This is a genomic window from Candidatus Poriferisodalis sp., from assembly GCF_965208485.1.
In the GTDB taxonomy this organism is placed as follows: Bacteria; Actinomycetota; Acidimicrobiia; order Acidimicrobiales; family Poriferisodalaceae; genus Poriferisodalis.
In genome coordinates this window covers 1,592,061-1,607,111 of the sequence record NZ_OZ242344.1, presented here as the reverse complement: position 1 = coordinate 1,607,111, position 15,051 = coordinate 1,592,061, and the positions used below count along the sequence as shown (strand labels likewise).

The 15,051-nt window shown below is 67.0% G+C and carries 10 protein-coding genes and 1 pseudogene; 4 read left to right on the top strand and 7 right to left on the bottom strand.

Translation table 11 applies throughout. The features are described 5' to 3' along the window. Positions 1 to 41: 41 nt before the first annotated feature. Positions 42 to 1,985, bottom strand: coding sequence for a primary-amine oxidase (locus ACOGXQ_RS07430; RefSeq protein ID WP_419946773.1), 1,944 nt, complete (start codon positions 1,983 to 1,985; stop codon positions 42 to 44). A 297-nt stretch (positions 1,986 to 2,282) separates the two neighbouring features. Here ACOGXQ_RS07430 and ACOGXQ_RS07425 point away from each other — a divergent pair, with 297 nt between their 5' ends. Then, a complete protein-coding gene (locus ACOGXQ_RS07425; protein ID WP_419946772.1) occupies positions 2,283 to 4,103 on the top strand; it encodes an alpha-amylase family glycosyl hydrolase in 1,821 nt (606 codons plus the stop codon). Between the two features lie 333 nt (positions 4,104 to 4,436). Then, positions 4,437 to 5,261 (top strand): tyrosine-type recombinase/integrase, encoded by an 825-nt coding sequence (locus tag ACOGXQ_RS07420; protein WP_419946771.1) that lies wholly within the window; start codon positions 4,437 to 4,439, stop codon positions 5,259 to 5,261. Between the two features lie 647 nt (positions 5,262 to 5,908). Here ACOGXQ_RS07420 and ACOGXQ_RS07415 read toward each other — a convergent pair. From ACOGXQ_RS07415 to ACOGXQ_RS07400, 4 genes are all read right to left on the bottom strand, one after another. Further along, positions 5,909 to 6,040 carry a hypothetical protein gene (locus ACOGXQ_RS07415; RefSeq protein WP_419946770.1) on the bottom strand — a complete coding sequence of 44 codons (132 nt, stop codon included), beginning with the start codon at positions 6,038 to 6,040 and terminating at the stop codon, positions 5,909 to 5,911. A 43-nt stretch (positions 6,041 to 6,083) separates the two neighbouring features. Further along, positions 6,084 to 6,527, bottom strand: a complete 444-nt coding sequence (locus tag ACOGXQ_RS07410) for a TA system VapC family ribonuclease toxin (RefSeq protein ID WP_419947360.1) — start codon at positions 6,525 to 6,527, stop codon at positions 6,084 to 6,086. Then, positions 6,524 to 6,763, bottom strand: a complete 240-nt coding sequence (locus tag ACOGXQ_RS07405) for a CopG family transcriptional regulator (RefSeq protein WP_419946769.1) — start codon at positions 6,761 to 6,763, stop codon at positions 6,524 to 6,526. Before ACOGXQ_RS07405 ends, ACOGXQ_RS07410 begins: the two co-directional genes overlap by 4 nt. Before the next feature lie 78 nt (positions 6,764 to 6,841). After that, a complete protein-coding gene (locus ACOGXQ_RS07400) occupies positions 6,842 to 8,062 on the bottom strand; it encodes a glycosyl transferase (protein WP_419946768.1) in 1,221 nt (406 codons plus the stop codon). 197 nt (positions 8,063 to 8,259) lie between these two features. Between ACOGXQ_RS07400 and guaB the strand changes: the two genes are divergently transcribed. After that, entirely contained in the window at positions 8,260 to 9,774 is a 1,515-nt protein-coding gene (gene guaB / locus ACOGXQ_RS07395) for an IMP dehydrogenase (protein WP_419946767.1), read from the top strand. Between the two features lie 285 nt (positions 9,775 to 10,059). Then, positions 10,060 to 11,529 (top strand): AAA family ATPase, encoded by a 1,470-nt coding sequence (locus tag ACOGXQ_RS07390; protein ID WP_419946766.1) that lies wholly within the window; start codon positions 10,060 to 10,062, stop codon positions 11,527 to 11,529. A gap of 315 nt (positions 11,530 to 11,844) precedes the next feature. Here the strand turns inward: ACOGXQ_RS07390 and ACOGXQ_RS07385 are convergent. After that, positions 11,845 to 13,932: pseudogene (locus ACOGXQ_RS07385) on the bottom strand (DEAD/DEAH box helicase); the annotation flags it as partial. A gap of 48 nt (positions 13,933 to 13,980) precedes the next feature. Continuing rightward, the gene (locus ACOGXQ_RS07380; protein WP_419946765.1) at positions 13,981 to 14,997 is read right to left on the bottom strand and encodes an NAD(P)-dependent oxidoreductase; all 1,017 of its coding nucleotides are present in this window, start codon (positions 14,995 to 14,997) and stop codon (positions 13,981 to 13,983) included. Positions 14,998 to 15,051: the final 54 nt, after the last annotated feature.

Sequence of the window (15,051 nt, the reverse complement as noted above, 5' to 3'; positions counted from 1 at the left end):
CGCGGGCCGCTCGGGCCACGGCTTCGCCTGCCGGCTCAGCCTCAGGCGCAGTGGCCGTTGGGCGAGGGCGGCACGTCCAGCATCGGGTTGCGGTCGAAGAAGCCGTCGGGCACCAGTCCGAAGCCGGCGTACTCGGTCGGCATCACGGGGAAGTCCTCGGGCCGGGCGTCGTGGGTGATTCCGAACGTGTGCCACACGGTGATGTCGGTATCGACCACGGGCCGGTCGCCTGCTGTGTAGCGCTCCAGACCGTCGCCGGCGTTGCGCTGGGTGGGGAACCGGCCAGCGCCGTACCGCTCGTCGGGCCGAGTCGGCGACACCCACAGGTTGTGGCGGGCGAAGGTGGCCCGTTCGGAATGGGGACTGTCGTGCGCGGCGAACATCGTGGCTGTGGGCGGCGGCAGCAGCCGGTACGCCGTCGGATGCCCGAGCCGGTTGATGTGGTCTGCGCTCTGGATCTTCCAGTACCGGCTGGATGCCGAGTTGGTGTTGCGCCGGGCGGCCAGCTCTGACTCGAGCACCGTCTCACGGGCGGCGAACGCGGTGCCGTACGGGTTGTCGGGTCCCGGCGGCAGCGCTTCAGTGTTCACCTCCACGACGCTGTTGGCGTTGCCGTCGATGGCCATGTCCAGCCGCACGCAGAAGATGTGCTGATGGATCGGGGCCGCCACGTGCGGCGCCACTTGGCGGGCGAACGTCAGGTCGTCGCCCTCACGGTGCGAGCGTGTGGTGAGGATGCCGGTCAGCTTCACCTCATAGCGGATCGTGCCGTCGAGGTAGAAGTACCAGAAGAAGCCGTACTCGTAGTTCCCCACGGTGTGGATGGCGCTCACCACCAGGCGGCGGGAGCGGCGCACCTCGGTGGTGTCGGCGTGCCAGTCGAAGTGCTTCCAGCCGATGCCGAAGTCCTCCTCGTGGATGCAGATGGCGTTCGGCGTCGTGACGACCGATCCGTCGTCGAACACCTGCGTCGAGTCGAGGTAGGCGATCTCGCCGAGACAGTCGCAGCCGAGCTGCAGCGAGTTGTTCATCAGCCCCAGGCCGAACTCGCCCGAGTCGAGCGCGTGCTTGAACGTCTGCGACGGGCGGGTGTCGCCGTAGGGCACCACCATCTCGGCCAGCGACGCACGGTCGATGATCGGCCGCACCCGGCCGCCGTCGTCATACGCGATGCGATGCAGCACTAGCCCCTCGGTGTCGTCCATCACGACCCGCATCGACCACTTCTGCCAACACAGCTCGTTGTCGTCGAGGGTCAAGCTGGTGCCCTTCGGCTGGGTGATCTCGATCGGGCGCAGGTCGGTGCGCATCGGGCCGAAGTCCTCGGTGACCGAGTCGACGTCGTAGTTGCCTCGCTCCGAAGCCACCGGCCATTGGTCGAAATCGGTGACGTGCAGCACTTCCAGCGTGTCCACGTCGATGTGGACCATGAGTCCGTCGAGCGGATACGCATAGCCGTTGTCGGTGGGGTTCGGGCGCCAGAAGGCGATGCAGCGCTGCACGCGCCGGCCGATCTCGAAGTCGAAGTCGTAGTCGCCTGTCGGCCAGGGGTCGATCTGCACCTGTGACGTGTCGGTGATGCCGCGCTTGGCCAGGGCGGCGGCGAAGCCTGGGTCTCTCCGGCAGGCATCCATCACGGCGAACAACTCGGCCATGCCGACACGGGGCACCACGTCGTGATGGTGAGTCCACGAGTCCACTTCGCCGCGGGTCACCGACACCACGGCGATATGCACCTCGCCGTGCTCGCGCACCACGATCTCGAAGCGGCGATCGGTGCGGGTGCCCGGCGTCCATGCGGCAACTTCGGTCTTGGGCGGTTCGACGATGCAGAATCCGTGGATCCGTGCGCTGTCGCCGAGATGCCCGGCGCGGCGCAGCACTTCGAGCGCGGCGTGGGCTTCCGCCTCGGTCAACATCGACAGCGGGTGAACCGAGGGAGCGTCGGCCCCCTCTACGGGTGTTTCCAGCAGGGTTTCGGCCATGTGTTCACGCTACGCGGTGCGGCGCGGAGACGGGGCCGGAATCGCTGGCACCGGCACTTCTGCGCACGAAACGATGTCAAGGCCAAACTTGCGCAGATCTGCCGCTGGTGCCGGTAGATCTGCGCAAACAATGATCTCGCACCACAATCTGCGCAGATTTGCTGTTGGTGTCGGCTTTTCTGCTGATTGTTGGGGTCCCAGAGTCAAATCTGCGCAACAATGCCGCTGGTGTCGCGGCGTCTCCCCGCACAGAATGTTCCTCAGGCTGACGAGTCGACGAGGAAGGGGCCGTAAGTCGTGACCGAGGGAGATCTTCGCAGCCGGGTCAGGCGCCACCTCGAGTTCATCTACCCCGATGTGCCCCTTGATCACCTCGTGGGCGACGTGCTGGACACCATCGGACTCACCGGGACCGAGGTCGTCGCGGCAGGCGGCCCGCGGTGGGATCAGCACGAGGTGGCCGTGATCACCTATGCCGATTCGATCACCGAAGCGGGCAGGGTGCCGATGCAGACGATGCACGAACTGCTCGACGACCTGACCGGCGATGTGGTGTCGGTCGTGCATGTGCTGCCCTTCTATCCGGCAAGCTCCGACGGCGGTTTCGCCATCACGGACCACCGTGCGGTGGACCCGCGGCTGGGCAGCTGGGACGACATCGTCGACCTGAGCGAGACCTACACGGTCATGGCGGACCTCGTCGTGAACCATGTCAGCGCCGGCCACCCGTGGATGTCCCAGTTCTGCAACGGCGAAGAGCCCGGCAGCCGCTACCTGCTCACCGCCGAGCCCGAGGACGACCTGTCGAGCGTCGTGCGTCCCCGTACCACGCCGCTGCTGCGCGAGGTCGAGACCTCCGATGGCCCGCGGTTGCTCTGGTGCACCTTCAGCTACGACCAGATCGACCTGGACTTCGCTGAGCCCGAGGTGCTGCTGGACTTGCTGCGCACCGTGGCCCACCTCGTCGGCGCTGGCGTTCGGTGGTTCCGGCTGGATGCCATCGCCTACCTGTGGAAGGAGTTCGGCACGTCGTGTGTGAACCTGCCGCAGACGCACGAGTTCGTGAAGCTGCTGCGGACGCTGCTGGACGCACGCTGTGGGGACTCGGTCATCATCACCGAGACCAACGTACCCCATGACCAGAACGTGGCCTACTGGGGCGACGGCGACGAGGCTCACCTCGTCTACAACTTCAGCCTGCCGCCGCTGGTGGCCCACACGATGCTGTCGGGCTCGTCGGCAGCGATGCAGCAATGGTTGGGCCAGCTCGAAGCGCCGCCTGCGGGAACGTCGTTCTTCAACTTCATCGCCAGCCACGACGGCATCGGGCTGCGCCCGGTCGAGGGGCTGTTGAGCGAAGCCGAGATCAGCCGGCTCATCGCCGCGGCGCACAGCGCCGGCGGGACGCACTCAGAGTTCGACACGCCCGCGGGTCCCAAGGCGTACGAGCTGAACGTCTCGCTGTGGGACCTGTTCGCCGGTGACGGGGATCCGCTGGGTGTGGCGCAGTTCCTCGCTGCCCACACCGTCATGCTGAGTCTCGCCGGCGTTCCCGCGCTGTACGTGCATGCGCTGCTGGGCACTCCCAGCTACTGGACGCCGATCAGCGAGCCGCCCCGCATCGTGCGGGAGCACGGCCTGCCGCCGATCGAGCAGAACAAGCGCACCATCAACCGGCGCAAGGTCACCTTGGACGAGGCGGTGGACTTGCTCGGCGCGCAGGACGGCATCCGGCGCCGGACCTTGGTCGAGCTCGTCCACCGCATGCTCATTCGTCGTGCACAGCCCGCATTTCATCCCGACAGCCCGCAGGTCTCGCTGGATCTGGGTTCGCAGGCGCTGGGCGTGGTGCGCGGCAGTGCTGAGTGGGGCCAGACGGTGGTGTCAGTGACCAACGTGGGCCATGCCCATCTCACCGTCGATCTCGAGGTGCTGTCAGCGCTCTGTCCCCAGGGCAGTGCGGGCACGCAGTTCGCCGAGATCGGCTGCGTGGATCTGCTGAGCGGCGTGCTGCTCGGCCCGTCCGAGCGCGTGGACTTGGCGGCAGGCCAGACGATGTGGCTCTGCTTGGAGGCCGAGCGCCGCGAGGCCGCACTGGCACACCGATCTTCCGCGTAGCAACTCACGACAAGCCCGCGGCACAAACCGCCCGAGGCGGCAGCGGTCCTGAGAGCTTCGGCGGCGCGTCTGCAGACAATGATGCATGAGGATTCGTGCCCACTTGCGTATATGTGTGTAGAGAGTTATATTTCCGGTAATGGCATCTACCGGCAGCTATACTCGGCCTTGGGAGATCGGATGAGCGGTGTGTCGGCCATTGCGCCGGCTTCCGGCACGTCGGCGATCCACGAGGGGTCGCATGGCGGGACGCTCTCGGCCGCGGGTGCAGTAGCCGCTGAGCGTGCCATCAGTAGCGAGACACGCCGGGCATACGGTCGGGCGTTGCGCCAGGTGACGGAACAGCTTGCAGGACGGTTGATGGAGGATGAGAACCTGAGCGAGGTGCTGTCCGAAATGGCAGCCGACGGCGCGGGTCGCGCCAAGCTGGGCCAGGTCGTCGCTGCGGTGCGTTTTCGCGCTCGCCTCGCTGGTCGACCGGATCCCGTGGGGCCTTCGTGTGATGCTGTTCTAAAGGCGCACCGGCGTGCGACACCGCCATCTCGCCAAGTCGCTGCAGTTGACTGGGAACAAGCGGACGCTGCAGCTTCGGCGGCGGCCTCCGATGGTGATCTCAGAGGGCTGCGCAACGCCGCAATCATCGCGACTATGAGTGACGCCCTGCTGCGCGTGGGTGAGGTCACCGCACTCCAGGTGGGCAACATCGAGACCCTCAGCGATGGCGCCGCGACGTTGACCGTCCGGCGCAGCAAAACCGATCAGAACGGTGACGGATCCACCCTGTACCTCGGCCGCCCTACGACGCTCCGCATCGAGACCTGGATGGAGGCTGCGGATTTCGCCGGGACCGACATGACCGACGGACCACTGTTCCGACGCATTCTCCGGGGACAACACGTATCGGCAGAACCGTTGTCATCTCGCAGCATTCGAGAGATAGTGCGCAGCGCCGCCGCCGCTATTGGTATTGAGGGGGCATCCGGCCACAGCCTACGGATCGGCAGCGCGATGTCGCTCGTGCGTGCGGGCGCGTCACTCGTCGAAACACAGCAGGCAGGGCGCTGGGCCAGTCCCTTGATGCCAGCGCACTATGCGCGCAACGAGATCGTGGCACGAGGTGCCGTCGCCCGACTGCGCTATCGCGCGGCGCGAGTGTGAAACGGGTGGCTCGTGGCGACAGAGAATTGGCGGGCACCGGCCGATGATTCTCGACATCAAACTCAACCGAGTTCAAGCGGCTGAGGTAGCGATGACTGATCCGCCAACCACCAAGCCCACAGGGAGGCCAGTAGTGCCGTCGATCGTTGCCACGCCGCGTCTTCGCAAGCACACTGTCTAGCGTGGTGCCATGTGAACGGATCAGTCTTGGGTTCACTTAGGTTGAGCCTGCCAACCCCGGGTGACTGGAGTGTTCGAGTATGACTGGCAGCGCACCTGGACCAGACGACGGCGAACCTCGCGACCCCACGCCTCCGCCCGGATTCGGTCCGAGCCCGGGACAACTCTGGTTCGGCAGCGCCGGTACTAACCCTTCCGTCTGGCGAGAGCGTCTCGATGAGTCGTCAGCCGAGCGGCTGGCACCCCACGCAGCCGCCGCACCGTCGTGCTGCAAGCCGCTTTCTGCTTTGCAGTGCTAGCAGGGGCAGCCGTGGTTTTCGTTGCACTGATCTAGCCGCCGCTCGTCGCCAAGCAGGCGATCACGCCGAGATCGTTCCAGAAGACGGAACCCGGCCCGGCAGTTATGACAACGTTCACGCAGTCCTCAAAGCGATCCCGCGGGTGATACTCCGGCGGGTCAGGCTGGCTCAGGCGTTGTCGAGTTCGACGGCGTCGTAGAGCTGGCCGAGGATGTCGGGCGCGACGCTTTGCGCTCTCGACCAGTTCGGGATGAACGGCGTGCCCATGGGGACGTTCAGGAACTCGTCGCCGGCTTCCATGATCGCCGAGGCGAACAGCTCTGCCGCGGTGCGATGTCGCGGTCTATGCGGTGGCGCTTCGTTGGGGATCGAACCATCGCAGGCCCTCGAATCGGGCGAAGCCGGCATCGGCGGTCGCGAGCCGGGCGCCGACCGAGACCGCCAGCGCGGCGAGCCACGCGTCGGGCACCAGGTTGCCGGCAATACGGGAATCGGATTCGGCGAATCTCGCGAACTCGCGCCATGTCGCGTCGGTCGCCATCACGGCGCGGGTCGCAGGCGCCGAGCGAACTTGCTCGACGAAGGACAGCGCTGCTTGGATCGGCGAGGGGTTGGCAAAGATCCTCCGGTTGGTCACCACCCGCATGAAGCCGGTGAGAACGGCGTCCGCTGCACCGAATGGCTCCGGCCCGCCAAGCGCCTTCGACAGCCACGGCCGGTAGGTCTCGTGCTGGTCGAGGTCTGCGCGGTAGGCATAGACCAACACGTTGACGTCGGGGAGGATCACTTCCAACCGTCGCCGTCGAGAGCCTGCCAGACGGCTTCGCGATCCTCGATGTCCACGAGAACCAGATCGCCCTTCTGGCCCCAGGTGGGCAGCGGTGTTCGCGTCGCAGGAGTGGTTTGCTGCAAAACCAGCAGCAACCCTTCGGCGATCAGGGTGGTGAAGGTGCAGCCCCGTTCCGCGGCGCGTTGTTTGGCTTGCTCGACCAGACCGTCGGGGAGGTTGATGGTGGTCTTCATACAGATAACTGTATTCGCCGATATGGGCATATGGCAGCATCGCCATCCGCGCCCATCGAGTCCGCAGCCTCAGACGGCTCAGGCGTTGTCGAGCTCGACGGCGTCGTAGAGCTGGCCGAGCATGTCGGGCACGGCGCTTTGCACCCGTGACCAGTTCGGGATGAACGGCGTGCCCATCGGGTCGTTCAGGAACTCGTCGCCGGCTTCCATGATCGCTGAGGCGAACAGCTCCACTGCCGTCTCCTCGGCGTGCAGGTCGAAGTCGAAGCCGTTGAAGGTGGCGTCGTTGCGATAGTGGCTGACGAGGTCGAGCGCGTTGCGGTAGTACACGGCCTTGACGGTGCGGAAGATCTCTGCGCCGAGGACGGTGCCGTCGATGGCCAGCTTGCGATAGACGGCCTTGGCGATGTCACGGCTCATCTTGTGCAGGCCCGCATTGGCGTCGTCGGCGGACAGGCCTTGGTGCTTGTGGTCGTAGCGGCCGCAGAGATCGACCTGGCAGATCCGGCGTCCCTGGTAGATGCGGTACACCTCCGACAGCACGCCGATCTCGAGTCCCCAGTCGCTGGGGATGCGGATGCTGCGGGTCATGTCCAGCTTCATCGCGAACTCGCCGGCCAGCGGGTAGCGGAACGACTCCAGGTAGCGCAGGTAGTCGTGCTCGCCGATGGTGGCTCGCAGCGCCCGCAGCAGCGGCGTCACCAGCAGGCGCACCACCCGCCCGTTGAGCCGCCCCGACGGCCCTTCGCCGGCCCGGTAGTAGTAGCCCTTCGAGAACGAGTACCCGAAGGTGGGATGCAGAATCGGGTAGAGCAGCCGGGCCAGCAGGCCGCGGTCGTAGGTGAGGATGTCGGCGTCGTGCAGGGCCACGTTCTCGCAGCGGCCCGAGGCCAAGAAGTAGCCGAGGCAGTACCAGACGTTGCGGCCCTTGCCCGGCTCGGTGGGCGCCAGCACCCGGTCTGCGAGCACCTCGTCGATCTTGCGCAGCCTGGGCCCGTCGTTCCACAGCAGGCGTGTGCGCTGAGGCAGCCGGGCGAAGAACTGCCTGGCGTCTGCGAACTGGGCTTCGTCTGCCCGGTCGATGCCGACGATGATCTCGTCGATGTAGGCGACTTTGGCGATCTCGTCGACGATGCGGCCCAGTGCCGGTCCCTGCAGCTCGCTGTACAGCGCCGGGATGATGAGCGCGATCGGGCGGCGGCGCGAGTACTCGAACAGCTCGTCTTCGAGGCTCTCGACGGACCGGTCGGCGAGGCGATGGAGCGTCGCGATCGACCCGTGCTGCTGGAAATCGGCCACGTCAACCCGCTTCGCCTGCCGTTGTTGGTGGAAGCTACTGCGGTCGGGTTCACCGGTTCGTTTCTGGGCACGCGGACTGGTGAAACCCCTCGCAGTCGCACCAGTTGCCTCCTGCTCTTGTTCGCTCCGCTCACGGGCCGCTCGGGTCCCGGCTTCGCCATACGGCTCAGCCTCCGGGTCGCGCGGTAGGGTGCGACATGGCCCCCCAGCAGCCCCCTGAAGTGGGGCGATTTCCCTCTCTGGACACGAAATTCACGACCGACGGGCTGACGTTTGACGACGTGCTGCTCGTGCCCGACGCGTCCGATGTGCTGCCCGATGCGGTGGACACGTCGACGCGGTTCACGCGTGGCATCACGCTTGCCGTTCCGTTGGTGAGCGCGGCCATGGACACCGTCACCGAGGCGCGTCTCGCTATTGCGATGGCCCGTCACGGCGGCATCGGCGTGATCCACCGCAACCTGTCGGTCGCCGATCAGGCGGCCGAGGTCGACAAGGTGAAGCGCTCCGAGTCGGGGATGATCAACGAGCCCTTCACGTTGGGTCCCGACAACCTGGTCTTCGAGGCCGAAGACCTGATGGCCCGCTTCAAGATCAGTGGCGTGCCCATCACTGACCCGTCGGGACGGCTGGTGGGGATCCTCACCAATCGCGACCTGCGCTTCGAGACCGACTGGAGCCGGCCGATCGGTGAGGTGATGACCTCCGAAGGGCTGGTCACCGCGCGGTCGCCGATCACGCTGGACGAGGCGCAGGTGATCCTGGCGAAGCACCGCATCGAGAAGCTGCCGATCGTGGACGACGACTTCCGGCTCGTGGGCCTCATCACGGTGAAGGACATCCAGAAGCGCATCCAGTTCCCCAATGCCTCGAAAGACGAGCGGGGCCGGCTGCTGGTGGCAGCGGCCGTGGGCACTGGTCCGGACACGATGGAGCGGGCGGCGGCATTGGTCGAGCGCGATGTGGATGCCATCGTGGTCGACACGGCCCACGGCCACAGTCGCGACGTCATCGAGACGGTCGCGAAGATCAAGGCGAATCACGCCGCCGAGGTGGCGGCGGGCAACGTGGCCACGGCGGATGCAGCCCGGGCGCTCGTCGAAGCCGGTGCTGATGCGATCAAGGTCGGGATCGGCCCTGGCTCCATCTGCACCACCCGGGTGGTGGCCGGCGTGGGGGTGCCGCAGATCTCGGCGGTGTTCGACTGCGCCTCGGAGGCCGCCGCGGCCGGCGTGCCGGTGATCGCGGACGGCGGCATGCAGTTCTCGGGCGACCTCGCCAAGGCGATCGCCGCCGGGGCGCACAGCGCCATGGTGGGCAGCCTGCTGGCGGGCACCGATGAATCGCCCGGCGAGGTGGTGCTGTACCAGGGCGAGCGCTTCAAGGAGTACCGGGGCATGGGCTCGGTGGGCGCCATGAAGGGCCGCAGCTATTCCAAGGACCGCTACTTCCAGGACGGGCGCGAGGTCGAGGAACTGGTGCCCGAGGGGATCGAAGGGCGGGTGGCCTACAAGGGGCCGCTGGCGGGCGTGCTGCACCAACTGGTTGGCGGGCTGCGCCAGGCGATGGGCTACTGCGGTGCCGCGAGCATCGACGACATGCGTCTGCGCACCCGGTTCGTGCGCGTCACTGCGGCCGCCCTGCGCGAGAGCCACCCCCACGACATCATGATCACCAAGGAGGCGCCCAACTACCGGGTGCCGACTCAGTAGGCACGGGGCGCCCAACTACCGGGCGCCGACCCAGTAACCACGGGGCGCCGAACCACCGGGCGCCGACCCAGTGAGCACAGGGGCGCCCAACTACCGGGCGCCGACCCAGTGAGCACAGGGGCGCCCAACTACCGGGCGCCGACCTGATCGTCATGCAGCACCGCCGAACGGCGGCAGTCGAGGCGAATCTGATGTCTCGGCTGTCTGATACGTGCGAGCACTAATGCGTTGATCTACTAACACGTTAGTCTACTTACGTGATTATCGACTAGTACGATTGACCTTGTGGAGACTCCTCGGCTGATCGATCGCGAGCACGAGGCAGCTGTCTTGCGGCGGCTCGCGGACAGCGGGCGACCGGCACTCGCGCTGGTGCGCGGCCGCCGCCGGGTCGGCAAGACGCACTTGCTGACTCAGCTGTGGGAGCCGCATCGCGCGCTCTATTTTGTGGCTTCCGCAACGGCGCCCGAGATCAACCGCCAAGCGTTGGTGAGGACAGCCGCGCAGTGGTCAGGCGCCGACCTGCGGCCCGAGGATCACCCCACATGGCGGCTCGTGTTCCGATCATTGCTCGGCCTGCGGCCAGACCAGCCGACGGTCATCATTCTTGACGAGTTCCAATACCTTGCGAACGGAGAAGCCGGCCTGCGGGAGGTCGCGTCGGAACTGAACGCCGTGTGGGAGAGCGAGCTCCATCGCACCGCAGGCGTGCTGGTAGTGCTGTGCGGCTCAGCGGTGCGCGTGCTCGAAGCACTCGAACGGGGCGGGTCGCCGCTGTACGGGCGCTTGGATGCGACGCTCACGTTGGCGCCGTTCGACTACCACGACAGTGCGCAGATGCTTCGCGGCTTCTCGATGCGAGACCGCATCGACCTGTATGCGGCCCTCGGCGGCCTGCCGGCCAATCTCGCAGAGGTCGATCCTGCTGAGGAGGCCGACCGCAACATCATCCGGTTGGCACTGGCGCCTGACGGCATCGTTCGCTCTCGCATTCGCACCGAGCTCGACCAAGAGGAAGGCTTGCGCCACACGCAGCAGTACCGAGCGGTGCTCGCCAGCGTCGGCCTCGGCGCACGCACGTTGGGCCAGATCGCGTCCCAGATGGGCCGAAGCGCCGACTCGTCGCTCAAGCGGCTGGTGGCGCAACTGGAAGACTTGTCGTACTTGCAGTCGGAACTCGACTTCGGTGAGTCTCGTACCCGAGGGCTGCGCTACCGGCTGGCAGACCCTGGGGCACGTTTCCACTATCGCATCGCGTTGCCGGCGGAATCGGCTGCGGTGGCGTTCGGTGCGCAACACGTGTGGAGCACCCAGATCCGGCCCGCAGCTTTCTCGACGTATGTGGGCAGCCACGTCTTCGAGGATGTCGCACGCCAGGCGTACGCTCGTCGTGCGGTCGAGGCCGGGTTGCCGTTGGTGCCGGACTGGCAGCGTTGGCAAGGCACCGATCGCACCGGCGTCCGCGTAGATCTCGACATGGTGGGCCGAACGCTGGGCGGCATGTTCGTGACCGGCTCGGTCAAGTACCGGGGGCGCCCCGCCACTGCCCGCACGTACTTCGAGCACACCGAGGCGCTGCGGCGGTTGGCCGCCAGCGGCCGAGGCTGGGCGGGCGAGGCGCTGCAGCCGTCGTCGCCGTTCTTCTTCCTGTCTGCCGGCGGTTTCTCGGCTTCCTTCGCAGAAGCCTGCGAACCCAAGCGCGAGGTGATCACCTGGACGCTGCACGACTTCTATCTGCCGCATTCGGGCACATGATGCCGTGGCGGCCCCGTTGCCTGCCTGTCGTGTACGGAGTAAGCAAGACGCCCGACCCAAGAGCGCCCCCGTGAGATCGGCACCGGTCAGATCGGTCCCCTTTACTACTGGGTGAGAGCTCGGCAGCTTCGAACTCGGCACTGCAGCGACACCACCGACGACGTAACCCTCGGTCGCCGCATCAGCGAGCAGATCAGCCGACTCGGCGGAAAGCGTTGGTGGTCGCGCCGCTATGGGCGGCGGTGAGCTCTGGGCGTCGCCACGTGTAGCGACGTTGGTCGGCGAACGTGTTCATGGGTGGTTGGGCAGTTGTTCGAGACGTTCCCACTCGTCGATGAGGCTGCTGTCGGTGGTGCGCACGGTCTCGCCCAGCCAGCGGGTGAGCTCGACGATGTCGTCGGTGCGGCGGTGTTCGGGCACGTTGCGCACGAGCGCCTTGTAGGCATCGCTGAGGTAGCGCAGCAGCACGCCTTCGGATCCTTTGATGCCGTAGTGGTTCACGTACTCGCGGAACGTCATCGCCCGCTCATTCATGTCGCGGGCCACTGACTTCGGGCGCACGTTCTCGTTGCGCAGCCAGGGATGATGGAGGGACCAGGCGTTGAAGCTGTCATACAGCCAGTCGCGCAGCGGCTTGGGCCACTCGACCTCCTCCAACCGCTCCATCCGCTCCTCGTACTCCACGCCCTCGGCCTTCATCTCAGCCAGCAGGTCGGTGCGTGCCATGTCTCGCTGGCGTTCCAGCACCACGGTGGGGTTCTCGAGCGTGGCTTCGAGCACGCTCAGCACGTCGAGCGGGTAGGTGGGCTCGTCTGGGTCGAGGAACTCGATGGCGTCGAGCGCGAACGGAGACAGCGGCTGGGTCAGGTCGAACTCGGCCTGCAGGTCCACGTTTACCCGTACCAGCCGGTCCAGCTCGTCAGGCTCGTCGAGCCGTTCCACCACCTCCGTCTCGACCAGCGAGCGGTAGATGGCGATGGCACGGCGGATGTGGGTGCGGTTGGCCGCACGCGTCTCGTGATTGTCGGTGAGCAGCCGGCGCATGGCCGCACAGCCGTCGCCGGGGCGGTCCAGCACGTTCATCAGCATCGAGTGCGACACGTCGAACTGCGAGCGGAGCAGTTCGGGCTGTCCCGACGCCAGCCGGCCGAACGTGTCGGCATTCCATGGCGCATAGCCCCGCTTGGGCGGTGACGGGCGACGGACCTTGCGCAGCTTGGCCGGGTCGTCGCCGAACTTCTCGCGGGCCTTCTCCAGCGCCATCGCGTACTCCACCTCGTGCTCGGGCGCCTGGCACCACACGAAGCCCTCGTGGTCGAAGCCCCGGCGCCCCGCCCGGCCGGCGATCTGCTGAAAGTCGCGCACCGACAGCACCCGCGTGTCGCGGCCGTCGTACTTGCAGAGCTGGGTGAACACCACGGTGCGGATGGGCACGTTCACCCCGACGCCGAGCGTGTCGGTGCCGCAGATGAGCTTGAGCAGGCCTGCCCCGGCCAGACGTTCCACCAGCAGCCGGTACTTGGGCAGCATCCCGGCGTGATGCACGCCGATGCCGGCTTTGACGAATCGCTGGATGTCGCGCCCGAACGGCGAGTCGAACCGGAAGTCGACGATCTCGGCTGCCACCTGCGCCTTCTCGTCCTTCGACAGCACATTGAGGCTGGTGAGGGCCTGCGCCCGCTCGGTAGCGGCCCTCTGGGTGAAATGGACGATGTAGGCGGGCACCCGGCGCAGCTCCAGCAGCTCTTCGAGCGATTGGTGCAGCGTGGTCTCGCGGTAGGTGAAGGTGAGCGGCACCGGCCGTTCGGCACCAGTCACTGCGGCGACCTCACGGCCGCTGCGACGTCGCAGGTCGTCGGCGAAGCGCCCGGTGGGGCCCAAGGTGGCACTCATCAGGATCATCTGGGTGCGGGTCAGCTCCAGCAGCGGCACCTGCCAGGCCCAGCCCCGGTCGCGGTCGGCATAGAAGTGGAACTCGTCCATGACGACGCTGTCGACCGGGGCGTCGGCGCCGTTGCGCAGTGCCAGGTTGGCCAGGATCTCCTGCGTGCAGCAGACCACCGGTGCGTCGGGGTTGACGGCGCCGTCGCCGGTCACCATGCCGACGTTCGCTGCGCCGAGCTCGTCGCAGAGTGCGAAGAACTTCTCCGACACGAGCGCCTTGACCGGAGCCGTGTAGTAGCTGCGCCGACCTCGCGCCACCGCCTCGAAGTGCGCCGCGAGGCCCACCAGCGATTTGCCCGAGCCGGTCGGCGTGGTGATGATGACGTGGTTGCCTCCGAAGATCTCCAGCACGGCGTCTTCCTGTGCCTCATAGAGCTCAAGACCTACCTCGGCGGTGTAGGCCAGGAACCCGTCGAGCAGCGAGTCGGCATCGGGGTCGTCGGGCAGGAACGCCGTCAGCCGTCCCGGCGCCGCAGCGGTGAGGCTCACGTCATGTGCCTGGGGCGGTCAGGCGTTGCGGCCGGGCCAGGCCTGCGGGTTGAGCATGTTGGGCGGCTGGGCGCCGTCGAGCGCCGTCATGACCTCGGCGACGGCATGGGTGAAGATGCGACGGCGGCCGGCCACGGTGGCCGAGGCCACGTGCGGTGTGACCACCACGTCGGGGCGACCCAGCAACGGATGGCCTGGCGGCAGCGGTTCAGGTTCGGTCACGTCCAACCCGGCGCCGCGTACCTTGTCCGCGCCCAGAGCTGCCAGCAGGGCGTCCTGGTCGACGAGGCCGCCGCGCGACGTGTTCACGAGATATACGCCGTTGCGCATCGCCGCGAGCAGATCGGCGTTCACCAGATGGTGCGTGGCCTCGCTGAGCGGCGCATGCACGGACACGACATGCGCACTGGCAACCGCTTCGCTGGGCGTCGCCGCCCGCCGTGCTCCCAGTTCTGCAAAGCGCTCGTCGGCGGCATAGGGGTCGTACGCCACGATGTTCATGCCCACAGCTGACATCACCCGTGCCACGTAGCCGCCGATGCGTCCGAGCCCCAGCAAGGCGAGCGTCGATCCGGCCAGTTCCAGGTGACCGTGGCGTGCCCAGTAGTCGCCTTCGGCGGCCTCGAGCCGGCGGGCCGATTCCTTCAGGCCCTTGGTGACGGCGAAGATGAGCGCGACGGCGTGCTCGGCCGTGGAGACCGTCGGCCCGTCGGGCGTGTTGCAGGCGGCGATGCCGAACTCGGTGGCGTCGTCGAGGTCGAGATTGTCGAACCCGATCCCGGCCCGTGCGATCACTCTCAGCAGCGGTGCACGCTCATAGACGGCGCTGTCGTAGCGGATGGCAGCGCCCACGATGGCGCCCTCGGCTCGTTCGATGCCCTCCAGCGGATCGTCTCCTCGCACATCGACAATCTGCGCCCGGCCCTCGAGCAGCTCGCGTTGCAGTCGACCGGCGGGCCGGTCGAACCAGACAACCGGCAGCCCGGCCTCCGCGTCGGCGTCAGGAGAATCCGCGTGAGTCGCACCGGTGCTCATGCCGTCAGTATTGCGCCGCGGCCCTGCGACACGGCGAGGCACACCACTACCGTT